At 65.4% G+C, this 26,911-nt stretch carries 30 protein-coding genes; 14 read left to right on the top strand and 16 right to left on the bottom strand.

Annotation, left to right across the window (positions count from 1 at the left end; all coding sequences use genetic code 11):
- Positions 1-47 precede the first annotated feature (47 nt).
- From J2R76_RS04770 to J2R76_RS04780, 3 genes are all read right to left on the bottom strand, one after another.
- Positions 48-1,469 carry an MFS transporter gene (locus J2R76_RS04770; protein ID WP_253623767.1) on the bottom strand — a complete coding sequence of 474 codons (1,422 nt, stop codon included), beginning with the start codon at positions 1,467-1,469 and terminating at the stop codon, positions 48-50.
- 124 nt (positions 1,470-1,593) lie between these two features.
- Entirely contained in the window at positions 1,594-1,947 is a 354-nt protein-coding gene (locus J2R76_RS04775; protein ID WP_141342905.1) for a PilZ domain-containing protein, read from the bottom strand.
- Positions 1,948-2,110: 163 nt separating this feature from the next.
- On the bottom strand, positions 2,111-3,067 hold the full coding sequence (locus J2R76_RS04780) for a helix-turn-helix domain-containing protein (RefSeq protein ID WP_253623768.1): 957 nt from the start codon (positions 3,065-3,067) through the stop codon (positions 2,111-2,113).
- Between the two features lie 209 nt (positions 3,068-3,276).
- On the opposite strand from J2R76_RS04780, the gene J2R76_RS04785 reads away from it, so the two are divergent.
- Complete coding sequence (locus J2R76_RS04785) at positions 3,277-4,287, top strand: carbon-nitrogen hydrolase family protein (RefSeq protein WP_076834510.1); 1,011 nt, start codon at positions 3,277-3,279, stop codon at positions 4,285-4,287.
- Between the two features lie 30 nt (positions 4,288-4,317).
- Positions 4,318-5,370 (top strand): phenylacetaldoxime dehydratase family protein, encoded by a 1,053-nt coding sequence (locus tag J2R76_RS04790; protein WP_229192561.1) that lies wholly within the window; start codon positions 4,318-4,320, stop codon positions 5,368-5,370.
- 32 nt (positions 5,371-5,402) lie between these two features.
- On the opposite strand, the gene J2R76_RS04795 is transcribed toward J2R76_RS04790, so the two are convergent.
- Positions 5,403-6,338, bottom strand: a complete 936-nt coding sequence (locus J2R76_RS04795) for a glycine/sarcosine/betaine reductase selenoprotein B family protein (protein WP_253623769.1) — start codon at positions 6,336-6,338, stop codon at positions 5,403-5,405.
- A 92-nt stretch (positions 6,339-6,430) separates the two neighbouring features.
- On the opposite strand from J2R76_RS04795, the gene J2R76_RS04800 reads away from it, so the two are divergent.
- The 5 genes from J2R76_RS04800 (at position 6,431) to tsaA (ending at position 10,363) form a co-directional block, all read left to right on the top strand.
- Positions 6,431-7,540, top strand: a complete 1,110-nt coding sequence (locus tag J2R76_RS04800; protein WP_253623770.1) for a lytic transglycosylase domain-containing protein — start codon at positions 6,431-6,433, stop codon at positions 7,538-7,540.
- A gap of 192 nt (positions 7,541-7,732) precedes the next feature.
- A complete protein-coding gene (locus tag J2R76_RS04805; protein ID WP_168857446.1) occupies positions 7,733-8,485 on the top strand; it encodes an AzlC family ABC transporter permease in 753 nt (250 codons plus the stop codon).
- Positions 8,482-8,826, top strand: a complete 345-nt coding sequence (locus tag J2R76_RS04810; protein ID WP_028343345.1) for an AzlD domain-containing protein — start codon at positions 8,482-8,484, stop codon at positions 8,824-8,826. The genes J2R76_RS04805 and J2R76_RS04810 overlap by 4 nt, the downstream gene beginning before the upstream one ends.
- Before the next feature lie 61 nt (positions 8,827-8,887).
- A complete protein-coding gene (locus J2R76_RS04815) occupies positions 8,888-9,868 on the top strand; it encodes a tripartite tricarboxylate transporter substrate binding protein (protein ID WP_253623772.1) in 981 nt (326 codons plus the stop codon).
- A gap of 3 nt (positions 9,869-9,871) precedes the next feature.
- Positions 9,872-10,363 carry a tRNA (N6-threonylcarbamoyladenosine(37)-N6)-methyltransferase TrmO gene (tsaA, locus tag J2R76_RS04820; RefSeq protein WP_076834498.1) on the top strand — a complete coding sequence of 164 codons (492 nt, stop codon included), beginning with the start codon at positions 9,872-9,874 and terminating at the stop codon, positions 10,361-10,363.
- Positions 10,364-10,462: 99 nt separating this feature from the next.
- Here the strand turns inward: tsaA and J2R76_RS04825 are convergent, their stop codons facing one another.
- The 4 genes from J2R76_RS04825 to J2R76_RS04840 all read right to left on the bottom strand — a co-directional run bounded on the left by J2R76_RS04825 (position 10,463) and on the right by J2R76_RS04840 (position 13,580).
- The gene (locus tag J2R76_RS04825) at positions 10,463-10,888 is read right to left on the bottom strand and encodes an HIT family protein (protein ID WP_057020806.1); all 426 of its coding nucleotides are present in this window, start codon (positions 10,886-10,888) and stop codon (positions 10,463-10,465) included.
- A 52-nt stretch (positions 10,889-10,940) separates the two neighbouring features.
- Positions 10,941-12,191, bottom strand: a complete 1,251-nt coding sequence (locus J2R76_RS04830) for a GNAT family N-acetyltransferase (RefSeq protein WP_253590034.1) — start codon at positions 12,189-12,191, stop codon at positions 10,941-10,943.
- Between the two features lie 165 nt (positions 12,192-12,356).
- Positions 12,357-13,109 (bottom strand): glycerophosphodiester phosphodiesterase, encoded by a 753-nt coding sequence (locus J2R76_RS04835; RefSeq protein WP_076834494.1) that lies wholly within the window; start codon positions 13,107-13,109, stop codon positions 12,357-12,359.
- A 3-nt stretch (positions 13,110-13,112) separates the two neighbouring features.
- Positions 13,113-13,580: a RidA family protein gene (locus tag J2R76_RS04840; protein ID WP_016845428.1), complete on the bottom strand. Its 468-nt coding sequence runs from the start codon at positions 13,578-13,580 to the stop codon at positions 13,113-13,115.
- A gap of 263 nt (positions 13,581-13,843) precedes the next feature.
- On the opposite strand from J2R76_RS04840, the gene J2R76_RS04845 reads away from it, so the two are divergent.
- Positions 13,844-14,710: a cell envelope integrity EipB family protein gene (locus J2R76_RS04845; RefSeq protein WP_057020803.1), complete on the top strand. Its 867-nt coding sequence runs from the start codon at positions 13,844-13,846 to the stop codon at positions 14,708-14,710.
- A gap of 244 nt (positions 14,711-14,954) precedes the next feature.
- Positions 14,955-15,356: a RidA family protein gene (locus J2R76_RS04850; protein WP_038388572.1), complete on the top strand. Its 402-nt coding sequence runs from the start codon at positions 14,955-14,957 to the stop codon at positions 15,354-15,356.
- Positions 15,357-15,520: 164 nt separating this feature from the next.
- On the opposite strand, the gene J2R76_RS04855 is transcribed toward J2R76_RS04850, so the two are convergent.
- Positions 15,521-16,837 (bottom strand): DNA polymerase IV, encoded by a 1,317-nt coding sequence (locus tag J2R76_RS04855; protein ID WP_253623773.1) that lies wholly within the window; start codon positions 16,835-16,837, stop codon positions 15,521-15,523.
- Positions 16,816-17,115, bottom strand: a complete 300-nt coding sequence (locus J2R76_RS04860; protein ID WP_076834488.1) for a DUF3572 domain-containing protein — start codon at positions 17,113-17,115, stop codon at positions 16,816-16,818. Before J2R76_RS04860 ends, J2R76_RS04855 begins: the two co-directional genes overlap by 22 nt.
- Positions 17,116-17,343: 228 nt before the next feature.
- On the opposite strand from J2R76_RS04860, the gene J2R76_RS04865 reads away from it, so the two are divergent.
- On the top strand, positions 17,344-17,709 hold the full coding sequence (locus J2R76_RS04865; protein ID WP_028336390.1) for a response regulator: 366 nt from the start codon (positions 17,344-17,346) through the stop codon (positions 17,707-17,709).
- A 15-nt stretch (positions 17,710-17,724) separates the two neighbouring features.
- Positions 17,725-19,098 carry a PleD family two-component system response regulator gene (locus J2R76_RS04870; RefSeq protein WP_028336389.1) on the top strand — a complete coding sequence of 458 codons (1,374 nt, stop codon included), beginning with the start codon at positions 17,725-17,727 and terminating at the stop codon, positions 19,096-19,098.
- A gap of 104 nt (positions 19,099-19,202) precedes the next feature.
- Here the strand turns inward: J2R76_RS04870 and J2R76_RS04875 are convergent, their stop codons facing one another.
- The 3 genes from J2R76_RS04875 to J2R76_RS04885 form a co-directional block, all read right to left on the bottom strand.
- Positions 19,203-19,853, bottom strand: coding sequence for a serine hydrolase (locus J2R76_RS04875; protein ID WP_253623774.1), 651 nt, complete (start codon positions 19,851-19,853; stop codon positions 19,203-19,205).
- A complete protein-coding gene (locus J2R76_RS04880; RefSeq protein WP_253623775.1) occupies positions 19,811-20,398 on the bottom strand; it encodes a serine hydrolase in 588 nt (195 codons plus the stop codon). The genes J2R76_RS04875 and J2R76_RS04880 overlap by 43 nt, the downstream gene beginning before the upstream one ends.
- A 149-nt stretch (positions 20,399-20,547) precedes the next feature.
- Entirely contained in the window at positions 20,548-21,150 is a 603-nt protein-coding gene (locus J2R76_RS04885; protein ID WP_253623776.1) for a TetR/AcrR family transcriptional regulator, read from the bottom strand.
- Positions 21,151-21,283: 133 nt separating this feature from the next.
- On the opposite strand from J2R76_RS04885, the gene J2R76_RS04890 reads away from it, so the two are divergent.
- The 3 genes from J2R76_RS04890 (at position 21,284) to J2R76_RS40570 (ending at position 24,614) form a co-directional block, all read left to right on the top strand.
- Positions 21,284-22,516 carry an MFS transporter gene (locus J2R76_RS04890; RefSeq protein ID WP_057020799.1) on the top strand — a complete coding sequence of 411 codons (1,233 nt, stop codon included), beginning with the start codon at positions 21,284-21,286 and terminating at the stop codon, positions 22,514-22,516.
- A 499-nt stretch (positions 22,517-23,015) separates the two neighbouring features.
- Entirely contained in the window at positions 23,016-24,413 is a 1,398-nt protein-coding gene (locus tag J2R76_RS04895) for an ammonium transporter (RefSeq protein ID WP_274612836.1), read from the top strand.
- 72 nt (positions 24,414-24,485) lie between these two features.
- Positions 24,486-24,614, top strand: coding sequence for a hypothetical protein (locus J2R76_RS40570; protein WP_256520374.1), 129 nt, complete (start codon positions 24,486-24,488; stop codon positions 24,612-24,614).
- On the opposite strand, the gene J2R76_RS04900 is transcribed toward J2R76_RS40570, so the two are convergent.
- From J2R76_RS04900 to J2R76_RS04910, 3 genes are all read right to left on the bottom strand, one after another.
- Positions 24,611-25,141 (bottom strand): hypothetical protein, encoded by a 531-nt coding sequence (locus J2R76_RS04900; RefSeq protein WP_028341027.1) that lies wholly within the window; start codon positions 25,139-25,141, stop codon positions 24,611-24,613. The two genes, J2R76_RS40570 and J2R76_RS04900, sit on opposite strands and share 4 nt — an antisense overlap.
- A gap of 109 nt (positions 25,142-25,250) precedes the next feature.
- The gene (gene rpmG / locus J2R76_RS04905; protein ID WP_018271988.1) at positions 25,251-25,418 is read right to left on the bottom strand and encodes a 50S ribosomal protein L33; all 168 of its coding nucleotides are present in this window, start codon (positions 25,416-25,418) and stop codon (positions 25,251-25,253) included.
- 129 nt (positions 25,419-25,547) lie between these two features.
- Positions 25,548-26,873 (bottom strand): LLM class flavin-dependent oxidoreductase, encoded by a 1,326-nt coding sequence (locus tag J2R76_RS04910; protein ID WP_057020797.1) that lies wholly within the window; start codon positions 26,871-26,873, stop codon positions 25,548-25,550.
- Between the last annotated feature and the right edge of the window lie 38 nt (positions 26,874-26,911).

A 26,911-nucleotide genomic window follows, 5' to 3' on the forward strand; every position in this document is an offset into this window, starting at 1 on the left:
CAGCCGGCCTTTTTGTTTCTGGCGGTGGGAGGCGCGTCTCCGCGCCGTCACTCGCCCTTCAGCCGCTGGCCCTCCTGGACCCGCACCCGGTCGGCGCCGCGGCTGCCGGCCGAGGACAGCCGGAGCGTGCTGAGCACAGCTCCCACGACGGCAAAGCCGACGCCGACCATCAGCGAGATCCGGGTGCCGTCAGCCGGATAGCGAGCCAGCAGCAGCGCCACCAAAGCGGCGCCGATGGTCTGTCCGAGCAGGCGCGCGGTCCCTAACATGCCGCTGGCGCCGCCCGAGCGCTCGCGCGGGGCGGCGGCGATCATGGTGCGGTTGTTCGGGGTCTGGAACAGGCCGAAGCCGGCGCCGGCCAGCGCCATGCGCCAGACCACGTCGATCGGCGTGGCGTTGACCGGCATCAAGGCCAGCGTGCCCAATCCCGTCGCGAACAGCAGCAGGCCGATGCCGCCGAGCAGGCCGGCCGGATAGCGTTCCACCAGCCAGCCCGCGAGCGGGGCGGCGAACGCGACCGCAATCGGCCACGGCGTGATCAACAGGCCGATCTGCACCGCCGAATATCCGAAATGGTTTTCCAGATAGAACGGCATCGCGACAAAGGCCAGCATCTGGCCGCAGAACGAGGCGATCGAGGTGCCGATCGAGAGCGCGAAGATCGGAATCCGCAGCAGGTCGACGGGCAGCAGCGGCGAGGGCAGATGCTGCTGCCGCCGGTACAGCAAATGCGAGGCGACCGCGGCGACCGCGAACTCCAATGCGCAGAGATACAGCGACCCGCCATGGCCGGCGCTGTCGATCGCGCTGATACCGAACCCGAACGCGATGGCGCTCAGCGCGGCGCTCTGCCAGTCGAAGGCGTGAACCGCCGGCCTCGTGCGCGGCAGGAAGCGCCAGCCCAGCGCCAGCGTGACGATGCCGAGCGGGACATTGATGGCGAACAGATACGGCCAGGTCCCGACCGCCAGGATGAACGAGGCGATGGTCGGGCCGACCGCAGCGGAGATCGCGACCACCAGCGCGTTGACGCCGATGCCGCGGCCGAGCAGCGAATGCGGATAGATGAAGCGGACCAGCGCGGTGTTGACGCTGAGGATGCCTGCAGCGCCAAACCCCTGCAGGATGCGGGCGACCGTCAGCAGCGGCAGCGTATACGACAGCGCGCAGAACAGCGAGGCCAGCGTGAACAGCAACAGCCCCGCCAGATAGACGCGGCGATAGCCGATGATTTCGCCGAGTGAGGCCAGCGGCAGCAGCGAGATCGTGATCGCCAATTGATAGCCGTTGACGATCCAGATCGAGAACGCGGGGCTGGCGTTCAGATCCCGGGCAATGGTCGGCAGCGCAACGTTGGCGATCGAGCCGTCGACGACGGCCATCACGAGGCCGAGCGCGATCGTGAGAACGGCCCAATTGCGCTGCGGCTGCGGCAGCCCGTCGGGATGCTCAATGATCGCGGACGACATGTCGTGGAGTGGCTCTCGGTTCCGGCGTTGCGGGGATTACCGCATGCTGGATTAGCCCGGCCTTTGCAACCCCGAATGCCGGATGCCGGCCGCGACGGAAACGAAGACTCCGAGCCGAGGCGGCTCAGCCCTGGCCGAGCAATTCGTTGATGCGTCGCTGCAGCTGCCGCTTCTTGATCTCGCTGTGGCGGACCCGCTCGTCGAGATCGCTGACCGGCGTGTCGGAAGTCATGATCCGGAAGGCGAGGCCGACCTTGTTGGCCTGGCGCCAGATCAGGCGGGCCAGGAACGAGCGGCCCTTGCGTGCGACGCTGAGATTCATCTCTTCGGGCAAGTGCGCGGCATCGCTAAATTCAACGCAGGCACCGCCTTCGCTGATGTTGCGGACGACGCAATCCATCGTCGAGCCGCGTTCATTGATCTCCGCAACCGCACCATAGAACACCTTCTCGCGTACGTTCTGGCGCCGGTCCTGCATGGGAAATCCTCCAAATGAACGGCACGAATGTACCGGTCCGCCGCAGCGAAAAGAAGTGCGCCGGGGGAACCCGTTGCAGTTAGTGTAAATATTTGCATCCGTGATGGCGTGGATTCCCGGCTATTTTGCGCCGCAAGAGACCCTTGGCTTCACGGAGAACGCTTTAGTTCGGCAGCCGGCTTTGCCGCCAGTCGCGCGGCGACAGGCCGTAATGGTCACGGAACACGCGGCCGAAATGCGAGAGATCGTTAAAGCCCCAGGCGAATGCAATCTCGCCGATGTGGCGATGCGCGTGCGCCTGCGAGGCGAGGTCGCGCTTGCAGCGCTCCAGCCGCTGCGCCAGCACGAAGCGCTGGAACGAGGTGTCCTCGTCGGCCAAAAGGCTGTTGACGTAGCGCGGCGAGATGCCGAGCGCGGCGGCGGTCTCGGCGAGGTTGAGCTCGGGGTTCGGCAGATGCGCAAGCACATGCGCCTTCAGCCGGTAGAGCAGCGCGGAGCGGTGGGTCGAGGCGGGCAGCGCGGCGCCGCCGAGCCGCTCGCTCATTGCCATCGCCAGCAGGTCGGCGGCCTGGTCGGCGAGGCGGATCGCGTTGTCAGGATCGAGCTTGTCGGCGATCTCGGAGAGCCCCGCGATGAACTGCCAGGCGAGCCGCTGCACGGGACGATCCGATGTGAACGTGGTCGCAGTTAAGCCCTGGGTGCCGGCGAAGCGCCGGTGCAGGATGGCGCGCGGCACCTGGAAGATGGTCTGCGTGAAGTCGGCGTTGAAGCGCAATTCATAGGGCCGGGTGGTGTCGTAGAATGCGAACTCGCCCGGTTGGATCACGGTCTCGCGGCCGTCCTGCAGCACGGCGCCCGCGCCACTCCGGCCGAGGGCGAACAGAACAAAATCCTCGCTGGCGCGAGCGATCCGCGACGGGGTACGCAGCACCCGTTGCCGGCTCGACGAGACGACCGAGCATTTCACCGCGCCCAGCTGCGCGCTGGTGATGGCGCCGTGGAAGGCGGTGCCGAGGTCGGACTTGCAGTCGAGCTGCACGAACACGTCGCAGACGATGTCCTGCCAGAGCGCAAGGCGCCGATGGGTGGGCGCGTCTTCCGTGGTGAACAGGGCCGGCATGATTTCCTCCCTTCACGAGTGCAAACGCTGGCCACGCAAACAAAGCAAGCTTCATACCGGGGACGGCCGGGGAATCTCCTCCGCAGTCGAATTTTCCTTCCGTCCTGGTCGAACGGCGTGCCCGGTCCCGGGGCAGCATGATGTCAGAGGCCGCCATGGCCGATCAAGCACGAACCGGCCGCAAGCGTCGGCCGCGAGAGGAGGACATCATGGGCATCGAACATCCGAAATACCGCGTTGCGGTGGTGCAGGCCGCACCTGCCTGGCTCGACCTCGACGCCTCCATCGCCAAGTCCATCGCGCTGATCGAGGAGGCCGCCGCCAAAGGGGCGAAGCTGATCGCGTTTCCCGAGGCCTTCATCCCCGGCTATCCCTGGTACATCTGGCTGGACTCGCCGGCCTGGGCGATCGGACGCGGCTTCGTGCAGCGCTATTTCGACAACTCGCTGAGCTACGACAGCCCGCAGGCCGAGAAGCTGCGGCTCGCGGTCAAGAAGGCCGGCATGACCGCGGTGCTCGGCCTGTCCGAGCGCGACGGCGGCAGCCTCTACCTCGCGCAATGGCTGATCGGACCCGACGGCGAGACCATCGCGAAGCGGCGCAAGCTGCGGCCGACCCATGCCGAGCGCACCGTCTATGGCGAAGGCGACGGCAGCGATCTTGCGGTGCATGACCGTCCCGGCATCGGCCGGCTCGGCGCGCTGTGCTGCTGGGAGCATCTGCAGCCGCTGTCGAAATACGCGATGTACGCCCAGAACGAGCAGGTCCATGTCGCGGCCTGGCCGAGCTTCTCGCTGTATGATCCGTTCGCGCCGGCGCTCGGCTGGGAGGTCAACAACGCGGCCTCGCGGGTCTATGCGGTCGAAGGCTCGTGCTTTGTGCTGGCGCCCTGCGCCACGGTCTCGCAGGCGATGGTCGACGAGATGTGCGACCGCGACGACAAGCACGCGCTGCTGCATGTCGGCGGCGGACATGCCGCGATCTACGGGCCGGACGGCAGCTCGATCGCCGAGAAGCTGCCGCCCGAGCAGGAGGGCCTGCTGCTCGCCGATATCGATCTCGGCGCGATCGGGATCGCCAAGAATGCCGCCGATCCAGCCGGGCACTATTCGCGCCCCGATGTCACGCGTCTGCTGTTGAACAAGAAGCCCTCGAAGCGCGTCGAGCATTTCGCGCTTCCGCTCGACAGCCTTGAGGAGATCGACGCGGCCGCGAGCTGAAAGCACGACATCCAACCGGAGGCGACTGCCATGGAATCCGCCATTCCATCTCATTTGCAGACAGTCCGATCGCGTCATCGGCGTGTGCCCGACGATTACGCGCCGCCTTATCCGTCCTTCGTTGCGCGCCACAAGCCCGCGGTCACGCGCGTGATCATGGCCTATTTCGGCGTACAATATCGCGGTGAGCGGAGCGCGGCGGCGACCGACGCGCTGGCATCGATCGCAAAACGCTTTGCCGGCGAGAACGGCCCGACGCATTGGGACCGCGCGCAATATGTCGACCAGGCCGGCTACACCAACGTCGTCTCGGTCGCCTATTGGGACGACGCCGGGCGTTTCGACGCCTGGTTCGACGGCGCGCGCGAGGCCTGGACCGGCAGCGGCGCCGGCGATGGCGTCGGTCGCTTCATCGAGGTGCTGCGGCCGCATGTTGCGCGCTACGAGACGCTGTTCTCGTCGCTGGGCCGTCCGGAGGGCGTCGCGGTGCTTGCCGACGGCATGAGCGGAGAGGTGCAGGAGCACGCCTATTGGGGCGGCATGCGCGACCGTATCCCGCTGTCGCAGACCGACGCGATGACGCCGGGCGGCGAGCCGCGCGTGATCCGCGACGGCGCACGCATCCGTGTGGTCGCGCATGACAATCTCTGCCTGATCCGTTCCGGACAGGATTGGAGCGATACCGAGGCAGCGGAACGCAAGATGTATCTCGACGATGTCGAGCCGGTGCTGCGCGAGGGCATGGATTTCCTGCGCGACGACGGTGTGCCGATCGGCTGCTATGCCAACCGCTACATGCGCGTTGTCGATGCGGAGGGCAGGCCGACCGAAAAGTCTTACGGCCAGAGCTGGTGGAAGAGCCTTGCGGCACTCGAGCGCTGGGCGGAATCGCACCCGACCCATGTCAGGATTTTTGGCGCGGCGATGAAGTATCTCTCGACCTTGGGGCCGAACGCCAAGCTCAGGCTGTATCACGAGGTCACGTTGGCAGGCGCCGACGAGCAGTTCTTCGAATATCTCGGCTGCCATGAACGGACCGGCATGCTCACCGCCGTACAGGTCGCCCGAGCGACGACGCCTTGAGTTGGCTAAGTGCTCGTGTCTAGCGCCGAGCCTTACGCCACGCGCTCGCGCAGGCCCTTGGCGACTTCCTTCTGCGCGTCGAACTCGCGGCGCAGGCGGGCCAGCTCCTCGGCGCTGAGCGCATCGGCGTTGCTGTAGTCGCGCTTCCAGGAAGCATCCTCGCTCCAGCGCAGCGGTGACTGCACGGTGGTCTGCGGACCGGGCGCCTGCTCAAGCACGCGCAGCGCCAGCTCCAGCGTGAACGCCTGCGAGGCGACGTCCTGCGGCTTGCCGGCGGAATTGCCGAGCGGGAAATCGGAGAACAGGAAACGCGGCACCGCGGCATGCTCGACGATATCCTTGGCGCAGCCCATCACGACCGTGGAAATCCCGTTGGCCTCGAGATGCCGCGCCACCAGGCTGACGGTCTGGTGGCAGACCGGGCAGTTCGGCACCAGCACCGCGGCGTCGACCTTGTCGTCACGGCAACGCTTGAGGATTTCGGGCGCGTCGGTCTCGATGGTGACGCGGTGGCTGCGGTTGGTCGGGGCGCCGAAGAAGCGCGGCGCGACGTCGCCGATCGTGCCGGCCGCGGCGAGGCGCTTGAGCTGTGCCAGCGGGAACCAGGTGCCGTTGTCGATCGCCGTGGTGTGGGTGCGGTCATAGGCGATGTGCGAAATCCGCAGATCGTGCTGCTTTGACGTGTCGCCGTCATAGACCGCATAGAACTTGGCCCCGCCGTTGTATTTCGCGCCGGGACCCTGGTCGCCCCGTGCCGGATCGAACGGCGCCGCGGTCGTGATGATGGCGACCCGGGACTGGTTCAGCGGCTTCTTCAGGGGCTGGAACGGGGCGGAGGTGTAATGCGCCCAGCGGTAGGGGGTGGTGTAGCCGATAGCCGCGTAATAATCGCGGGTTCGCTTCATATAGCCGATCGGGGCGTCGTTATCGGGGGCAAAGCCGAGTTGATCGTCGGATGCTGCGGCCATTTTGCGCTCCCTTTTGCGCGCCATCATTTCAGTCCATAGCTAGACCACGAGCTTGCGGTGTCAAGCCGCGCCCGCACGGGAACAGAATTGCCATGCGAACCGGTCGTTGCGCCGCATTGGTCATGCTTGTGCTGCTGGTGCCGCCGGCCCGCGTCGGCGCGGAGGACGCTCCGGCCGCGGCCCCGGCGCCGCCGCCTGGCACCGAGCAGCCGGCAGCGCCGCCCCCGGACAAGCCCGCTGAGCAGCCCGCGGCCGCGCCGGCGGAGCCGCCTGCGCCACCGCCGGGAGAGCAGGCCGCACCATCGGCCGACAAACCTGCCGCGTCCCCGGCGGATACGCCCGCAGCGCCGGCCGAGAAGCCCGCGGCGGCGACCGACAAGCCCGCGGACGATGTGCGCGAGAGCGACACCCGCGAGGCGATGTGCCTGATGATCGAGTCGGCGGCGCGGGCCAACGATCTGCCGCTCGAATTCTTCGCGCGCGTGATCTGGCAGGAGAGCCGCTTCCAGGCCGATGCGGTTGGTCCGATGACCCGCAACGGCCAGCGCGCGCAGGGCATCGCGCAATTCATGCCGGGCACGGCAAACGAGCGCGGGTTGCTCGATCCGTTCAATCCGGTGCAGGCGCTGCCGAAGTCGGCCGAATTCCTCAGCGAGCTGCGCAACCAGTTCGGCAATCTCGGCCTCGCGGCCGCGGCCTACAATGCCGGCCCGCGCCGGATCCAGGATTGGCTCGCCGGCTCCGGCTACATGCCGCAGGAGACGCGCAATTACGTCTCCGCGATCACCGGCTCCAGCGTCGACGACTGGGCCGCTGCCGGGCGCAACGGCAAGATGCCGCAGCGCGCGCCGACCACGAGCTGCCGCGAGCTGATGGCGCTGCTCAAGCGCGCGCCGAATCCGTTCGTCGCTGGGCTCGAGCAGCACATCACGCTGTCGGCCGCCAAGGTCTGGGGCGTCCAGCTCGCCGCCGGCTTCAGCCGCGACAAGGCGCTCGCGATGTATGCCCGCGCCATCAAGCGGCTGTCGAACGTGATCGGCGATCAGGATCCGAGCCTCTTGAGCTCGCGGCTACGCACCCGCGGCAGCGCGACCTTCTACCAGGTGCGCATCGGCGCCGACACGCGCCCCGAGGCCGACGGCCTGTGCAACCGCATCCGCAAGGCGGGCGGGGCTTGCTTCGTGCTGAAGAACAGGGCGTGATTGCGTGGATCGGTAGCCCGGATGAAGCGAAGCGCAATCCGGGACAGCTCTCGCCGGTTGCAAGAGCGGCCCCGGATTTCGCTGGCGCTTCATCCGGGCTACCAAGGCGCATACCCGCCCTGTGCCGTCTCTTGCTTGACCCTGCGTTGTCAGCGCCCTAAGCCGCCGCGATTGCAAACCATCCGGTTCCCCGTGGCGCTTCCTCCGCTCGATTCTCCGCAATGGCACACCTCATTCCGCGCCTTCCTATGGGGCGCGCGGTCGATCGGCGCGACCGTGCTGACCCTGGTGCTGTTTGCGACCTATCTCGGCATCGGCGCGCTGGCGCATGATTCCGGCTTCTCGCTGGGCTGGACCCTGGCGAGCACGGCGTTCGTCTGGGCTGGCCCTGCGCAGATCATCGTGATCACGACACTCGGCTCCGGCGCCACCGTGCTGCAATCGGCGATCGCGGTCACCGTCAGCGCGATCCGCCTGTTTCCGATGGTGGTGTCGGTGTTGCCGATGATGCGGACCGAACAGACCAAGCGCCGGCATCTGATCCTGGTGGCGCATCTCACCGCCGTGACGCTGTGGGTCGAATGCTTCCGCTTCCTGCCGCAGGTGCCGCGCAACCGGCGGATCGCCTTCATCCACGGGCTCGGCTGCGGCCTGGTCACGGTCTGCCTGATCGCCAACACGATCGGCTACATGCTCGCGGCCAACCTCACGCCGCTGTTCGCCGCCGGCATGCTGATGCTGACGCCGCTCGCCTTCCTGTTCTCCACGGCGCGCAACTGCCGCGAGCTCGCCGATGTCATCGCGCTGGTGCTCGGCCTATTGCTGTTCCCGCTGGCGGCGATGCTGAACAGCGGCGTCGACATCCTGGTCAGCGGGGTCGTCGCGGGCACCATTGCCTATGCCGTGCACCGGGCGAGGGCGGGCATCGTCGGGGTGCGCGCATGAGTACCTTCATCGGCGACTGGCACGCGCTGGCGATCCTGTTCGTGGCGGGCGTCATCCCCAACCAGATCTGGCGCATGCTCGGCCTGTGGTTCGGCGGCGGCATCGACGAGAACTCCGAACTCTTGGTCTGGGTGAGGGCGGTCGCCACCGCGATCCTCGCCGGAATCATCGCGCAGATCGTGGTGCAGCCGCCGGGCGCGCTCGCCAGCGTGCCGGACTGGCTGCGCTACGGCGCGGTCGCCGCGGGCTTTGTCGTGTTCATGCTGGCGAGGAAATCGATCTTCGCCGGCGTGATCGCGGGCGAGATCGTCATGATCGCAGGCAAATACTGGCTCGGCTGATTGCGGCGTCCGCATTATCCGCTACTCTCGCTCCCCAAGAACAAGACAACGGGGAAACGGCATGCAGCGGCGCGCATCATCGCTATGCATTGTTGCTCTGACGGCATTGCTGGCGGCGACGCTGCCGGCGCGTGCTGCGGATTATCCAACGCGGCCGATCAAGCTCGTGGTGCCCTATGCCGCGGGCGGGCCGACCGACGTGCTCGGCCGCATCGTCGGCGAATATCTCGGGCGCGATTTCAAACAGGTGGTCGTGGTCGAGAACAAGGCCGGTGCGCAGGGCGCGATCGGCGCCGAGGCCGTGGCGCGCTCCGATCCCGACGGCTACACGCTGTTCGTGACGGCCGCCTCGATCTTCGTGCTCAATCCGATGCTCTACAAGAAGCTGCCCTACGATCCGGCCAGGGATTTTCGCCTGCTGTCCGTCATCACGGACGCGCCGATGATCATGGAGGTGCACCCGTCGGTGCCGGCGAGGACGATCGCGGAGTTCGTCGCTTACGCGAAGAAGAATCCCGGAAAACTCAATTTCGGATCGGCGGGCACCGGCGGCACGGTTCATCTCGCCGGCGAGATGTTCAAGCAGATGGCCGGCGTCGAGATGACCCACGTGCCGTACAAGGGCGCAGGACCCGCGCTGACCGATCTGCTGTCCGGCAACATCCAGCTGATGTTCGACACGCTCGGCACCGCGCTGCCGCCGGTCAAATCGGGCATGCTGCGGCCGCTCGGCGTCAGCTCGACCGAGCGCATCCCCGATTTGCCCGATCTGCCGACGATCGCCGAGAGCGGCTATCCCGATTATGCGGTCAGCGTCTGGTATGGTATCGCAGCGCCGTCGAGGGTGCCTGACGACATCGCCGACAAGATCAAGGCGAGCCTCGACCGGGCCTTGAACGACGAAGCGTTCCGCGCTTCGCTGCTCAAGATCGGTTTCCCGCCGCTCCGCGCGAAGAGCCAGGCCGAGATCGACGAGTTCGTGAATACCGATCGCGCGCGATGGGCGGGCGTGGTCAAGGCGCTGAACATATCGCTGGATTGAGACATGGTACGTGAAATGGAACTGCGCCAGGGCGAGGTGGCCGTCGACATGCCGACGGCGCGCGATGCCGGGCTGGTCTTCATCGGCCGCATCCGCACGCCCTGGACCTCGCGGCTGGCGACGCCCCGGCAGGGGCGCCATGACGGCCCGGTGTGCCGGCTCGAGATTTTCGAGCCCTGGGTCGCCGCGATCAAGGGCGTCGATTTCTATTCAAATCTCGAGGTGCTGTACTGGCTGCACCAGTCGCGCCGCGACATCGTGCTGCAAAGCCCGAAGAACAACGGCAACACCCGCGGCACCTTCTCGCTGCGCTCGCCGGTGCGCCCCAATCCGATCGGCACCGCGATCGTCAAGCTGGTCGGCGTCGAGCGCAACGTCATTTTGGTGCGCGGCCTCGACTGCCTCGACGAAACGCCGCTGATCGACGTCAAGCCCGACCGTTGCGAGTTCACTCCGCTCGCCCCGCCGCAGGCCGGGGACTTCGAGACGGAGTAGAATCTCTCAACCGGTCATTCCGGGGCGATGCGAAGCATCGAACCCGGAATCTCGAGATTCCGGGTTCGCGCTCCGCGCGCCCCGGAATGACAGCGGGGATTACTTCAACGCTGCGATCAGCTTCGCCGCGCTGGCCTCCAGCACCTTGCCGTCTTCCTTGTGGCTCGCGGGCGGCAGCAGCGCGACGCCGTCCTTGCGTGGCATGACGTGCATGTGCAGATGGAAGACGACCTGGCCACCGGCCGGCTCGTTGAATTGCTGCACCGTGATGCCGTCGGCTTCGAACGCCTTCATCGCGGCGGCGGCGATCTTGTGCGAGGCGCGCGCGACATGGGCGTAGTCGTCGGGCTTGATGTCGAGGATGTTGCGGGCAGGGGCCTTCGGGATCACGAGCGTGTGCCCCGGCGAGCGCGGCATGATGTCGAGGAACGCGAACACGTGCTCGTCCTCATAGACCTTGTAGCAGGGCAGCTCGCCGCGCAGGATCTTCGCGAAGATGTTGTTGTTGTCGTAGGCGGCGGGCATGGCGGCGGCTCCTCGATGATGCTGATTTATTGCCTAGCTGGCGGCGGAGACGTCAAGCGTCGTCGTCGACCGTCTTGCGGAACGGGCCGGCCTCGGTGAGCTCGCGGCCGACCTCGGCGACATAGTCGCGCTCGCGCTTGAGGTAATCGGCGATCGCACGGCGCAGCCCGGGATCGGCGATGAAATGCGCCGAATAGGTGGTCTGCGGCAGGTAGCCGCGCGCCAGCTTGTGCTCGCCCTGCGCGCCGGCCTCGACCACCTTGAGCCCGCGCTGAACCGCGAAATCGATCGCCTGGTAGTAGCAGACCTCGAAATGCAGAAACGGGTGGTGCTCGATGGCGCCCCAGTTGCGGCCGAACAGCGTGTCCGAGCCGATGAAGTTGATCGCGCCTGCGATCCAGCGGCCGTTGCGCTTGGCCATCACCAGCAGCACGTCCCGGCTCATGGTCTCGCCGATCAGCGAGAAGAATTCTCGGGTCAGATACGGCCGGCCCCATTTGCGCGAGCCGGTCTCCATGTAGAACTCGAAGAACGCATCCCAGGCGTCCTCGGTGATGTCCGAGCCGGTCAGCCAGTGGATGGTGATCCCGGCGGCGACCGCCTCGCGGCGCTCGCGCTTGATGCCCTTGCGATGGCGGGAGTTCAGCGAACCGAGAAAGTCGTCGAAGGTCTTGTAGCCCTGATTGTGCCAGTGGAACTGCTGGTCGGTCCGCTGCAGGAAACCGTGGGCGCCGAGGAACCTGGCCTCGTCCTCGCGGGCGAACGTCACATGCACGGAGGACGCCTCGGTGGCGTTGCAGAGCGCCCGCAGGCCCCGCGCCAGCGCCGAGCCGATCACCTCGCGGTCGACGCCGTCGCGGATCAACAGCCGCGGCCCGGTCGCGGGCGTGAAGGGGACCGACACCTGAAGCTTCGGGTAATAGCTGCCGCCGGCGCGGTGGTAGGCCTCGGCCCAGCCGCGGTCGAACACGTATTCGCCCTGCGAGTGCGATTTCAGATAGCAGGGCACGACGCCGACGATCCGGCCATCGAGCTTCGCGATCAGATGCCGCGGGCCCCAGCCGGTCCGCGGGCAGGCCGACTTGGAGGCTTCGGCGGCGGCAAAAAAGGCGTGGGAAACGAATGGGTTATAGCTCGAACTTGCGGTGGTCTGGCAATCCTTTGCGGAACCGGGCGAGGCCAGCGTGTCGAGGTGATGGATGCTGTCCGCATCCGCCTTGGGATTGGCGCAGGCGTCCCATTCGGCGGCCGGAATGCCGCCGATGTCGGCTACAGCCTCTAGGGTGATTTCAGAAGACGCCATCGAGAATGAAGACCGGTGCCTCGTTTGAGCGTGATCTTTCCGGAACAGCTGGCTCCACGTCCGGATCATGCCCCGCATTGCGCCATCGCCGATGACGACCAACCCTCGCCAACATCGTGCGTCGCAGCGACGAGTTCAAGACTGCAAGGGCATGTCTCGGACATGTCAGGTTCCCGGCACAAACCCCTCGAAAATCATCTGGTCGGCGTAGCGCGCCGCGCGCTCGCGCTGTTCCACCGTCCGCACGGTCCAGGCCAGCAGCGCACAGCCGAACACGTTGCGGGCGATCCACGGCTCCGGTGCCGGCAGCTGGTTGACCCAATAGGCGACGAAATGCGGCTCGGTCGTAAAGCCGTGCCGCAGGTATAGCATGCTGTCGCGCTGTGCTGGCGTCAGCTTGTCCCAATGGCCGTCGTCATAGGTGCGCTGGGCGGTGATGCCGCGCGGCAGGTTCGGCATGATCTCGCGCAGCGCCAGCACCTGGTCGGGATCGAAGGACATGCCGACCACCGGGCCGGAATAGGACGCCAGCACCTCGGCCATCCGCCGCACCAGCTTGCGGTCGCCGTCGAAATGGCTCTTCACCTCGACCACCAGCGGCACGCGGCCGGCGACCAGCGCGCAGAGATCGCCGAGCGTCATCATCTGCTCGGCGGTGTCCTTGAACTTGACGGCCTTCAGCTCGGCCGCCGTCCTGGTTGCCAGCAGCCCCGCCCCCTCGGTGAGGCGGCCGAGCGCATCGTCGTGATGCACCATGGCCTCGCCGTCGGCGGTGAGCTGGATATCGCACTCGATGGCGAAGTTGCCGGCTACCGCGGCGGTGGCCGCGGCCGGCATGTTCTCGATGATGCCGCGTGCGGCATCGTGCAGGCCGCGATGGGCAACCGGCCGTTTCGTCAGCCAATCAGGAGCGCGCATCGATCAGGCGACTTCGAACACGCCTTCGACTTCGACCGCAGCGTCCGCGGGCAGCGAGGCGACGCCCACGGTGGTACGGGCATGGCGGCCCTTGTCGCCGAACGCCTCGACCATCAGGTCGGAGGCGCCGTTCAGCACCTTCGGCCCGTCAAAGAAGTCGGGCGCCGAATTGATGAATCCGCCGAGCCGCACCACGCGCACGACCTTGTCGAGGTCGCCGAGCGCGGCCTTGATCTGGGCCAGCAGATTGATTGCGCAGCCGCGCGCGGCAGCGGCGCCCTGTTCGAGCGTGACGCCGGCGCCGAGCTTGCCCTTGGCGATCAGCTTGCCCTCGGCGTTGAAGCAGACCTGGCCGGACACGAACAGCAGGTTTCCGCTGCGGACGAAGGGGACATAGTTTGCGACCGGGGAGGTCGGCTCCGGAAGTGTGATGCCCTGTGACGCCAGTTTTTGTTCGACGGTACCCGCCATTTTTGGTCCCCCAATTGGATTGCACGAAGCCTGAAACGCGGTCAGGGCCAAGTTTGTTTCGATTGTTTCGCGCATCGTGCCGCCGGTTGCAAGCGACGGTAAGGTGAGGACAACGCGGCCATGACGTGCCGAATCGCACGGAAAGCTGCCGAAAATGACGGCAATTTCGCTGCATACATTGCCATTTTGTCAGACTTGCCCCAGTTGCGGCGCAATACCACCGTCACTATTGTGGCGAATCCCTGCCTCCTTGAGGAAACCACATGACCCTGCCGTTCCGGACTCCGTCGCGTGCCCTGGTGTTTGCGATCGCCGTTGCCGCAGGATCCGGCCTGGTTCAGGGGCCCGCGGTCGCTGCGGCAAGCGGGCCGTTTCTCGCGCATCAGGCGCTCTACGACCTCAGCCTGGTGAAATCGCGCGGCTCCAACTCGGTCAGCGATGCGCGCGGGCGCATCCTCTACAATTTCTCCGGCAACTCCTGCGAAGGCTACACCTCCGAATTCCGCCAGGTGTCCGAGCTCGACAGCGGCGAGGGCAAGGTGACGCTGTCCGATCTTCGCTCCACGTCCTGGGAGGACGCGTCGGGCAAAAGCTACCGCTTCAAGATCGACACGCGGATGAACGACAGCGAATCGTCGCCGGTCGACGGCATCGCCGAGCGGGTCGGCGATCATATCACCGTGAAGCTGACCCAGCCGGTGAAGAAGACGTTCAATATCGACGGCAAGATCGTGTTCCCGACCGAGCAGATCCAGCACATCATCGCTGCCGCCCGCGACGGCAAGTCGGTGCTCGAGCAGACCGTCTATGACGGCTCCGACAACGGCGAGAAGATCTACAACACGCTGACCGTGATCGGCCGGCCGATCACAGGCGACCGCGCGCCGTCATCGCCCGATCCGTCGACGGCGAGCAATGCGATGAAGGCCATGACGCGCTGGCCGGTGACGGTGAGCTATTACGACAGCGACGCGCGCGCGAAGGACGGCGAGCAGACGCCGGTCTACGCGATGTCGTTCGAGCTGTACGAGAACGGCGTCTCCCGTGCGCTGGTGCTGGACTACAACGATTTCGTGATCTCGGGCGCGCTGGACAAGTTCGACGTCAGGGATTCCAAGCCCTGCAAGTGAGGGCTGGCTATCGCCACCCACTCAGCGTCGTCCCGGGCAAGCGAAGCGGGACCCATCACCACAGGGGTGAGTTGTTGAAGGGGGCTGTGGCCCCAGCGTCGCACAACAATCACCTTCGGTGGATGGGTCCCGGCTTTCGTCGGGACGACGGCGGAGCAAGCCCGAGCACTCCACGACACCGCACTGGCCGGAACCGTCCGACACGAGTACGCTTCCCAAAACGCACGTGTCAGGGAGGCACCTCATGAGCGAGCTCAACCACCTTCGCCCCAGCGGCCTGCATCACAATCCGGCTTACTCCCACGTCGTCGTCGCCTCCGGCGCGCGCACGATCTACATTTCGGGACAGGTCTCCGTCGACGAGGAGGGCCGCGTGGTCGGCGCCGGCGATCTCGCCGCGCAGACGACGCAGGTGATGCAGAACCTCGGCATGGCGCTGAAGGCCGCCGGAGCCAGCTATTCCAATATCGTGAAGATCACGACCTTCGTCGTCGGCTACAAGCCGGAGCTCCGTCCCATCATCGGCAAGGCACGTTCGGCGTTCTTTGAGGGCATGGAGCCGCCGGCCTCTACGCTGGTCGGCGTCACCGCGCTCGCGGCGCCGGAATGGCTGATTGAGATCGAGGCGGTTGCGGTCGCGGATTGAGAAGGGCATCGTGACGCTGAGTACCGTCACCCTGAGGAGCGCGCATCGCGCGCGTCTCGAAGGGCGACGGCCCGAGGCTTTCCGGTCATCCTTCAAGGCTCGCTCCGCTCGCGCCTCCAGCGACAAAGGCGAGGCCTTTGCGCGGGGATGACGTCAACGATGAATTACTCCCCCTCGCTCTTCTGCGGCCCCTCATAGGCAATGCCCCTGATCACGGCGGCATTGCCGAATTTCCTGCGCAGATTGTCCATCGCGCGTTCGGCGTGCGCCGAGCGGCGGTCGAGCATGTCGGAATCGTTGGCCTGCGCGCCCGGGCGCAGCGCGCTGACGCCGGTGCCCATCAGGCGGAAGGCGGTGCCGTCGACTTCCTTCGCGAGCATCTCGCGCGACACCGCAAAGATCTTGGCGGCAAGCTGGGTCGGGGTCTGGATCGATTGCGAACGGGTACGCTGGCGGAAGTCCGCGGTCTTCAGCTTCAGCGTGATGGTACAGCCCGAGAGCTCGCTGGTCTTCAGCCGCGCCGAGACTTTCTCGGACAGTTTCCAGAGCAGTCTTTCCAGCGTTGCGAAGTCGCGGATGTCGGTCTCGAAGGTGGTCTCGCTCGAGATCGTCTTGGCGCCGCGATCGGCCACCACGCTGCGGTCGTCGATGCCGCGCGCGAGCCGCCACAGCCGGCGGCCTTCGCTCGCGAACTGCTTCATCAATTCGTTCTCGTCGGCGCGCTGCAGGTCGGCGATGATGCGGAAGCCGCGCTGCACCAGCTTCTCCTGGGTCGCAGGGCCGACGCCGTAGATGAAGCCGACCGGTTTGCTGGCGAGCATCTCGCGCGCCTCGTCCTGGTCGAGCGCGGCAAAGCCCCTCGGCTTGTCGAGGTCGGAGGCGATCTTGGCGAGGAACTTGTTGCAGGACAGCCCGACCGACACCGTGATGCCGATGTCGCGCTCGACATCGCGGGCGAATTTGGCGAGCACCTTGGCCGGGATCATGCCGTGGACGCGCTGCGTGCCGGCGAGATCGAGGAAGGCTTCGTCGATCGACAGCGGCTCGACCAGCGGCGTCAGCGCCTGCATCGCCTGCCGCACCTCGCGCCCGACCCGGACATACTTCGCCATGTCCGGCGAAATTACGGTCGCATCCGGGCAGAGTTCCAGCGCCTTGAACATCGGCATCGCCGAGCGGACGCCATAGGTGCGGGCGATGTAACAGGCGGCCGACACGACGCCGCGCTTGCCGCCGCCGATGATGACCGGGCGGTCGGCGATCTCGGGATTGTCGCGCTTCTCGACGGTGGCATAGAACGCGTCGCAGTCGATGTGCGCCAGCGCCAGCGCGGGCAGGGCGCGATGACGCACCAGCCGCGGCGAGCCGCAATGGCTGCATCGCTTCACCTTGATATCGAGGTCGCCGAGGCAGTCTCGGCAGAAACTGAGGGGGCCGTCGGAAGCTGCCGCTGCCGTCGTCACGGCACGTCGCGCTCCCATTTCGGGTCGCCCAGCGCCTGATGGGCGGCGGCGATATTGGTCGGGTGCAGTTCCGAGGCCCTGGCAAACGCCTTCACGGTGGCGTCGTCGCGCATCACGAAATCGAGCACGCTCGCAAGAAATTGAGGGTTGGACGCGGCGTTCCGCAGCGTCTCTGGACCGATTCCGGTTTCAGCCAGGAACAGGCCCAGCCGCTCGGGATCGCCGGCAATGAAGCCGAGCGCCTGAATCGCAACGATTTCAGCAACTTCCCGGGGGTTGTGAACAGGCTTTTTCAACGCGCCGGTTTGCCTTTCCGTTAACTTATGGTCTCTATTGAGAGGCCCATCATGCCCGAGTCTTCCTCATGTGTTCAAGCAACGGAAACCACGCTGCGGAAGTTGGACTTCGGGTTAACGGGTTAGAGCGATTCTGGCGCTAGTTTGAATTCACATTTTCGACGCGCCCCGAGCGCGGTGCGTGAGGTACCGCAGCCGGGCCCGTCTCCTGGGTTTGGGAGGGACGGGATGGCCAAAACCGTCCTGATCGTGGAGGACAACGAGCTCAACATGAAGCTCTTTCGCGATCTGTTGGAAGCGCACGGCTATCAGACTTCGGGCACCAGCAATGGCTTCGAAGCGCTCGACCTTGTCCGCAAGCTGCGCCCCGACCTCATCCTGATGGACATCCAGCTACCCCAGGTTTCCGGCCTGGAGGTCACGCGCTGGATCAAGGACGATCCCGATCTGCGCGCAATTCCGGTGGTCGCGGTCACCGCCTTCGCCATGAAGGGCGACGAAGAACGTATCCGCGAGGGCGGCTGCGAAGCCTATTTGTCCAAGCCGATCTCGGTCGGCAAATTTATTGAGACTGTCCGACGCTTTATCGGATAGGGGAGTTGTGGTGCAATGTCCGCGCGTATCCTCGTGGTCGATGACGTTCCGGCGAACGTCAAGTTGTTGGAAGCCCGTCTGTCAGCCGAATATTTCGATGTGTTGACTGCCTCCAACGGGACCGAGGCACTGGAAATTTGCGCACGCGCCGAATGCGACATCATCCTGCTCGATGTCATGATGCCCGACATGGACGGCTTCGAGGTCTGCCGCCGGCTGAAGTCGAATCCGGCGACCCATTTCATTCCGGTCGTCATCGTCACCGCGCTCGACAGCCCGGCCGATCGCGTGCGCGGCCTTGAAGCCGGCGCCGATGACTTCCTGACCAAGCCGGTGTCCGACGTCGTGCTGATCGCGCGCGTCCGCTCGCTGACGCGGCTGAAAATGATGACCGACGAATTGCGCATGCGCGCCATCACCTCGCTTGAGATCGGCATGCAGGCGCCCGAGCGCAGCGCGATCGCCGACAAGGGCACCGGCGGCCGCATTCTCCTCGTCGACGACCGGCCGTCGTCCTACGAGAAGCTGGCGCCGATCCTCTCGGCCGAGCATACCGTCGACGTCGAGATCAATCCGTCGGAAGCCTTGTTCCACGCCGCCGAGGGCAATTACGACTTGCTGATCGTGTCGCTCAGCCTCGACAATTACGACGGCCTGCGGCTGTGCAGCCAGGCCCGCTCGCTGGAGCGCACGCGCCAGGTCCCGATCCTCGCCATCTCGGATGCCGACAACAACACGCGGCTGATGCGCGGGCTCGAGATCGGCGTCAACGACTATCTGCTGCGTCCGGTCGACAAGAACGAGCTCTTGGCGCGTGCGCGCACGCAGATCCGCCGCCGCCGCTACACCGATCATCTGCGCGACAATGTGCAGAACTCGATCGAGATGGCGATCACGGATGCGCTGACCGGTCTCAACAACCGGCGCTACATGGAAAGCCACCTCGCGACGCTGGCGGAGCAGGCCTCGATCCGCGGCAAGCCGCTGGCGCTGATGATCCTCGACATCGACTACTTCAAGGCGATCAACGACACCTACGGCCACGATGCCGGCGATGATGTGCTGCGCGAATTCGCCGTCCGTATCCGCAAGTCTATCCGCGGCATCGATCTTGCCTGCCGCTATGGCGGCGAGGAGTTCGTGATCGTGATGCCCGAGACCGACTTGCATGTCGCCGGGATGGTCGCCGAGCGGCTGCGCCGCTCGATCGCGGGCGAGCCCTTCACCGTCGACAAGGGCGGCAAGCGGATCACCGTCACGATCTCGATCGGTCTCACCACGCTGGAGCGCAAGGGCGAGCAGGTCACCGATGTGCTCAAGCGCGCCGACACCGCGCTCTATCGCGCCAAGCACGACGGCCGCAACCGCGTGGTGTCTGCGGCAGCGTAGCGCGATCTCGCAGCCCGGATGCAGCGAAGCGCAATCCGGGGTATCGCGCCGCTTGCACCAGCTTCCCGGATTTCGCTGCGCTCCATCCGGGCTACGAAGTGCCCTTAGCGGCCGCGTCTCACCGCGTCATAGGCCATCCGCTTGAACTCGAACGAGAACGGATGGACGAACGCCATCTGGCGCTGCGCCATCATGACGCCGGCGATGCCCGTTTTGGGCGAAATCCACCACTGCGTGCCTGCGACACCGCCCCAATAGAGTTCGCCGGCGGCGTCGGGATGATCGATCGAGGAGGGGTTGAGGATCAGTCCGCCGGTAAGACCATAGGTCTTGCCGGGCTGCTCGCCCATCATCGCGAAGCGGATCCATTGGCCCGGCGTGAGCTGGTTGGTCATCGCCTCTGCGATCGTCTCCGGCTTCAGCAGCGTCGGCCCGCCGGGCAAGAGGCTGCGGATCAGCGCGACCATGTCATGCAGCGTCGAGACGAGGCCGCCGCCGCCATTGAAGCGCGGCACCGGGCGCAGATAGGCGCCAGGATAGGGCGCGTTGTCGGTGCGCGTCAGCCCGGGCTTCATCGGGTCCATCAGATCGGCGCCGGCGTAATAGGCGACGAGCCGGTTGTGATCCTTCTCCGGAACATGGAAGCCGGTGTCGACCATGCCGAGCGGATCGAGGATGCGCGCCTTGATGAACTTGTCGAACGGCTGGCCGCTCACCACCTCGACCAGCCGTGCATGGCAACGGAATATTCCCACGACGAGCCGGGATGGAACACCAGCGGCAGATCGGACAGACCGTCGACCATGTCGGCGAGCGTCGTCATCGGATTGAGGATCTTGCGCTCGTTGTAGGCCTTGAAGATCGGTGTGCCCGGATCGAACAGGCCGTAGCTGAGGCCGGCCGAGTGGCTCAGCAGATGGCGAATGGTGATCGACCGCTGCGCCGGTTCGGTGTCGTCGATCGACGTCGCGCCCGGCCGCAGCACCTTGCGGTTTCTGAGTTGCGGGATGAAGGTCTCGATCGGATCGTCGAGCCGGAAGCGGCCTTCCTCGACCAGCAGCAGCGCCGCGCAGGAGGTGATCAGCTTGGTGTTGGAGAAGACGCGGAAGATGTGATCGGTGCGCAACGGAATCTGCGCTTCCTTGTCGGCCCATCCGACGCAGCCCGTGTCAGCGATGTCGCGCCCGACCAGAACCGTCCAGGAGATGCCGGACAGGAGATCGTTGTCGATGTAGCGCTGCATGGCCGCGCGCGCCGGCGCGAAATCATAGCCGGTGGCCGTCACCTTCAGATCTTCCATGGTCGTTTCCCCTGTTGTGCCGCAAGTCTTCTAAGTAGCAGGTCTTCGCGCGGTCGCTGCCAATCTCGCCGGACGGAATATCCAGCCGGGAATGCCGTGGCCTGCGGTCGGTGTTAACAACCAAACCTGACTTCCGCACGCAACCGGATTTATCCGGCGCGTTTCTTGCCGGCGGGGGCGGGGCTGCCGACCTTGACGCCTGCATTTGCCAGCAACACGCGCGCGGCTTCCTTGGCCGCGTGCGCCATCGCCGGATCGTCGCGCACCAGATCCTGCGCGATCGAGCCATCGACCAGCAGCGTGAGCTGGGTCGCAAGTCCCTCGGCATCGGCGACGCCGAGCCGCCGCAGCAGATCGCGAAACCAGAGCCGGCGGCTTTCCTTGAAGGCGATTGCGATGTTCCTGAAGGTGCGATCCTCGTCCTCCGGCCCGAGCTCGGCCACCGCGTTCACGAACGGGCAGCCGCGAAAGTCCTTCGCCGAGAAGCGCCGCTCCAGCGAATCGAAGGTTGCGAGAATCTGCTCGGCCGGCGGCTTGTCGGAGGGACGCGGCTGCACGAAGCGGCGTTGCAGATAGGCTTCTATCAGCGCGTCCTTCGACGGGAAGTGGTTGTAGAGCGTGCGCTTGCTGATGCCGATCTCGGCCGCGATGGTGTCGACGCCGATGGCGCGAATGCCTTGCAGGTAGAACAGTCTGTCAGCGGTCTCGAGGATCCGCTCCTTCATGGTCTGTTTGGGAGGCGGGGAAGCCATGCGCCAGCCGTGATCCTCTTCGCTTGACAGTCGGCCCCCTGTATAGCCTAAGTGCACAGGTCTGTGTAACCAAAACATGCATGAATCGCAGGCCATGGCACGCGTGCCGTGCCGTTATGGGAGAATAAGAACAATGCCCCTGTTGCAGGTCCTGCGTCCCACCCTTCCCATCCTGATCGGCGCCTCCATCATGCTCACGCTGAGCATGGGGCTGCGGCAGAGCCTCGGCATCTTCATGCAGCCGCTGACGCACGACATCGGCATCTCGATATCCCACTTCACGCTGGCGCTCGCGGTGCAGAACCTCGCCTGGGGTTTTCTGCAGCCGGTCGCCGGCGCGATGACGGTGCGTTACGGCTTTCGCCCGATCATGGTGGTCGGCGCGCTGGCCTACATCGCGGGCCTCGTGCTGATGACGACGGCGCATGGGCTCGTTGCCATCATGATCGGCGCCGGTGTCCTGATCGGCCTTTCGCTCGCCTGCACCGCGAATGCGATCGCAATGTCGGTCTCGGCGCGCGCGGTGCCGGAGACGGTACGCTCGACAGTGCTCGGCATGGTCTCCGCCGCGGGCTCGCTCGGCGCGCTGCTGTCGGCGCCGATCGGCCAGATGCTCAATGAGGGTTTCGGTTGGCGCGTCGGACTTGCCGGCTTTGTCATTCTCTCGATCTTCATGATCCCGGCGGCGTTGTACGCCGGGCGCGTCGACAAGATTCCGTTGCCGAAGCCCGCTGGCGACGACATCGGCAACGCCACCGCGGCGACGGCGGCGAAGACCGCGTTCGGCAACGCAGCCTTCGTGGTGATGACCTGCGCCTACATGGTCTGCGGCATGCAGCTCGTCTTCCTCACCACGCATCTGCCGTCGTATCTCGCGATCTGCGGGCTCGATCCGATGCTGAGCGCGCAGACGCTCGGCATGATCGGCGGCTTCAACGTGCTGGGCTCGCTGTTCTTCGGCTGGGCCGGCCAGCGCTGGAACAAGCTGGCGCTGCTCGGCGCGATCTACATCCTGCGCTCGCTGGCGCTCGCCTGGTACTTCATGCTGCCGGCAACGCCCGGCTCGACGCTGCTGTTCGGCGCGATCATGGGCTTTCTTTGGATGGGCGTCGGTCCGCTGGTCGCGGGCGCGGTGGCCGAGATGTTCGGCTTGCGCTGGCAGGCGATGATCCAGGGCCTCGCCTTCATGAGCCACCAGGTCGGCAGCTTCCTCGGCGCTTACGGAGGAGGGCTGATCTACGACTCGCTCGGCTCCTACACCATGGCCTGGCGCATCGGCGTCGCGCTGGGTCTTGCCGGCGGCATCATCCAGCTCGCCTTCGCGTTGATCAGGCCGGCGCAACCACCACTGCTCAAGGCCGCTTAGCTTTCAGAATTCCTGCGAAGGCTGCTCCTTGCGAGGGCAGTCGCCAGGTGCTGCCTAGTTTTTGACCGGCCACTTGCCGCAAGAGCGTGCAATGAAGCGCGATGCTGTTCCGGCCGCGGATCGAAGCGATAGCGTTTTCAAAGTGTTACGCGGCGCGCAGTGGTGGCACGAATCTTGTTTCAATATGGCTAGAAATCGTGCCGGAAACCCTCGCTGAGGGTTCCGGCCTGGAGACTTTGGGAAGGGCTGGCCGCGATGGGGCTAGTCGCCGTCATTCTCCAGCCATCCGCGCACCACGGCCTTTGCCGCGCCGCCGAGCAGGAGGCCCTTGTGCCCTGCGTCGGGCCTGATGCCGCTGCGACTTCGCTGCATCCCGCCACCCGCACCGCGGCACTTCGAGACATCCCGATAGCCGGACGCGCGCTGTCCTTCGGCGCTCACGCTGCGAACGCGCCGCGCCCATTCCGAACGCCAGCATTTCTCTTGTGATGGGAGGTCGATGATGGAGTCTGCGACACACACGCGCCAAAAGCTCGTGAGAATCGTGGTTGCCTTGTTGGGCGTGGCGTTCCTTTGCCTGCTGTTCAACGATCTCGCGCTGGCCGAGGATGCGGCGGCGCCGCCTGCCTGTGGCGGCAAGATTCTCGAGAAGTGCACGCCGAATTCCGGCGACACCGCCTGGATGCTCACGTCAGTCGCGCTCGTCCTGATGATGACGATCCCGGGGCTCGGCCTGTTCTATGGCGGCATGGTGCGCAAGAAGAATGTCGGCGATACCGTGATGACCAGCTTCGCGGTCACCTGCCTGGTCACGATCCTGTTTGCCGTCCTTACCTACAGTCTGGCGTTTCGTGCCGGCACGCCGTTCATCGGCGGCCTCGATCGCCTGTTCCTCAAGGACATCCTGAGCGACATCGGCAAGGGAGGCATCGGCAATCCCAATCCGCTCGCTGCGACGATCCCCGAGTCCGTTTACATCTGCTTCCAGATGACGTTCGCCATCATCACGCCGGCGCTGATTGCCGGCGCGTTTGCCGAGCGGATGAAGTTCTCCGCGATGCTCTGGTTCATCGGGCTGTGGGCGATCTTCGTCTATGCGCCGATCGCGCACTGGGTCTGGGGCCCTGACGGCATATTCTCGGCCGGCAACGACGCTGCGTATGTCAAGGTTCTCGATTTCGCCGGCGGCACCGTTGTGCACATCAACGCCGGCGTCGCGGGCCTGATGTGCGCCATCATGCTCGGCAAGCGCGTCGAGACGGGGCCGGCGCACAATATGGTGCTGACCTTCATTGGCGCCTCGCTGTTGTGGGTCGGCTGGTTCGGGTTCAACGCCGGCTCCGCTGTCACGGCCGGAATGCAGGCGGGCATGGCCATGCTGGTGACTCAGATCGCCACGGCGGTGGCGGGCTTCACCTGGATGCTGGTGGAATGGGCGTTGAAGGGCAAGCCGACCGTCGTCGGAATCTGCTCGGGTGCCGTGGCGGGCCTCGTCGCGATCACGCCGGCCTCCGGTTTCGTCGGGCCGGTCGGCGCTTTCGCGATCGGCATCGCCGCCGGCGTCTGCTGCTACTGGGGATGCACCGGCTTGAAGCGCATGTTCAGCTACGATGATGCGCTGGACTGCTTCGGTGTCCATGCCCTTGGCGGCATCGTCGGAGCGCTGCTGACCGGGGTGTTCGCGGTCGAGCAGTATGGTGGAACGGCAGGTGTTCTGGAAGGAAATCCCGGGCAGTTCCTCAATCAATGCATCGGCGTCGCGACGGTTTTCGTGTATGATGCCGTGGTGAGCCTGATCATCCTGTTCGTGATCAATCTCTTCGTCGGCCTTCGAGTGACGCGGGACATCGAGCGCGAAGGGTTGGATCTGGCACTGCACGGCGAGGTCGTGCAGTAGACTTTGGCGGCATTCCGCGCAGCCGGTGATCTTCGCCGGCTGGCGCGGATCTAAGCTGTTCGAGGTGATCCGATGAACTGGTTCTATTGGAACACAGCGTGGTCGCTGTTCTTCAGCCTCGTTTGGTTCATGACGATCACACACAATCCGGATGCAGAGATCGCGGACGCGCATCTGCGCGATGAGGCGTTCAAAGGTTAGCTCCGATAATAGCGCCACATCCTGAGGAACGTCCGGTGGATCTCGTCGGGCGTCCGGTCGAATGGCTCCAGATTGACGCGGACCACGCCACGATGGTCCATGCGCCAGGGCAGGCGCATCAGCAGCCGGTAGGCCGGCCGCTTGCGCCAATCGGCGACCAGCGCGCTGCCGAGCGGCCCGCTGAGTGCGATCTGCAATTCGTGAACCGTCATCGCGCGCTCGGCGATCTCGACGAGGTCGATGCGCGTGATAGCGCGCCAGCGGATCAGCCCGAAGGCCTGGATGAAGATGCCGTACTGGTTGGCCCCGATCGTCGGACGACCGGCCTCCAGCAGGGGGATGTTGTAATAAGTGAAGCCGCCCGCTGCCGCCGCCGGCGCCAGCCAATAGATCGCGCCCGTGATCCAGGTCGCGGTCAGAAAGATCGCGGCGAGGGCTGCCGTGACATAGACCGGAAAGTAGATGTCCTCGCGGCCGTAAGCGACCGAGTAGCCGCCGACGTTTCCCTCGTCCAAGGTTGCGATCATCTGAGCCCTGCGCCCGGGACTGGTCCGGGAATCATGAGGGATGACGCAAGCCTAGAAAGCAAAAACGGGGCCGCGAGGGCCCCGTTTGAAACGTCGGAAGCTGCAGATCTTACTTGATCTTGGCTTCCTTGAACTCGACGTGCTTGCGCGCGACCGGATCGTACTTCTTCTTGACCAGCTTGTCCGTCATGGTGCGCGAATTCTTCTTGGCAACGTAATAGAAGCCGGTGTCGGCCGTCGACACGAGCTTGACCTTGATGGTGACCGCCTTGGCCATGTGCAAAACCTCGAAAATCGGGGGAATTCGGGAGCCGGCCAAATCGGCCCGCGTTTGGCCGGGAAACTAGCCAGAAACAGCCCAAAGTCAAGGATTTCTGAGCCAAGATCACCCCGATTCCGGGCCTAATTACCCCTCGAAGAACTGATTTTTCGGCCGCGGCAGGCCCAAATTCTCGCGCAAGGTCCGCCCCTCATACTCTGTGCGGAAAATCCCGCGCTTTTGCAGTTCCGGCACCACCTTATCGACGAACTCGAACAGGCCCTGCGGCAGATAGGGGAACATGATGTTGAAGCCGTCGCTGCCCCGGCCGGTCAGCCATTCCTCCATCTGGTCGGCGATGGTCTGCGGCGTGCCGACGAAGGCGAGCCCGCCATAGCCGCCGACGCGCTGCGCGAGCTGGCGCACGGTGAGCTTGTCGCGCGCCGCGACATCGACGAGGCGCTGCCGGCCGCTTTTGCTTGCATTGGTTTCGGGGATCGGCGGCAACTGTCCGTCGGGATCGAAGCCGGACGCATCGGTGCCGAGGATAACCGACAGCGAGGCGATCGCGCTGTCGTAATGCACGCGGCTGTCGAGCAGCGCGCGCTTCTCTTTTGCTTCTTCGACGCTGTCACCGACCACGACGAAGGCGCCTGGCAGAATCTTCAGATGCTCGGGATCGCGGCCGATCTTCTCCATGCGGCCCTTGATGTCGGCATAGAGCTTCTGTCCGTCGGCCAGGCTGCCGCCGCCGGTGAACACGGCTTCCGCGGTCTCGGCCGCAAGCTGCCTGCCGTCATCGGAAGCGCCGGCCTGCACGATGACAGGCCAGCCCTGCACGGGGCGGGCGATGTTCAGCGGACCGCGGACCGAGAGATATTTGCCCTTATGATTGAGCACATGCATCTTGTCGGGATCGACGAACAGTCCGGACTCGACGTCGCGCACGAACGCGTCATCGGCGAAGGAATCCCACAGGCCGGTGACGACATCGTAGAACTCGCGGGCGCGCTTGTAGCGCTCGGCGTGCTCCATATGGTCGTCGAGCCCGAAATTCAGCGCCGCGTCCGGATTGGACGTGGTGACGATATTCCAGCCGGCGCGGCCGCCCGAGATGTGGTCGAGCGAGGCGAAGCGCCGCGCGACGTGATAGGGCTCGTCGAAGGTGGTCGAACCGGTCGCGATCAGGCCGATATTCTCCGTCACGGCGGCGAGCGCCGATAGCAGCGTGAACGGCTCGAACGAGGTCACGGTGTGGCTGCGCTTCAGCGCGTTGATCGGCATGTTCAGCACGGCAAGATGGTCGGCCATGAAGAAGGCGTCGAATTTGCCGGCCTCGAGCTTACGGATCAGCGTCTTGATGTGGTCGAAGTTGAAATTGGCGTCGGGCCAGGCCCCGGGATAGCGCCAGGCACCGGTGTGAATGCTGATCGGCCGCATGAACGCGCCGAGCTTGAGTTGACGCTTCGCCATTGCCCCGTTCCGTCCTTGATGTCGTTAGCGGAACAGAT

It is taken from the genome of Bradyrhizobium sp. USDA 4532, assembly GCF_024171315.1.
Taxonomy (GTDB): domain Bacteria; phylum Pseudomonadota; class Alphaproteobacteria; order Rhizobiales; family Xanthobacteraceae; genus Bradyrhizobium; species Bradyrhizobium australafricanum.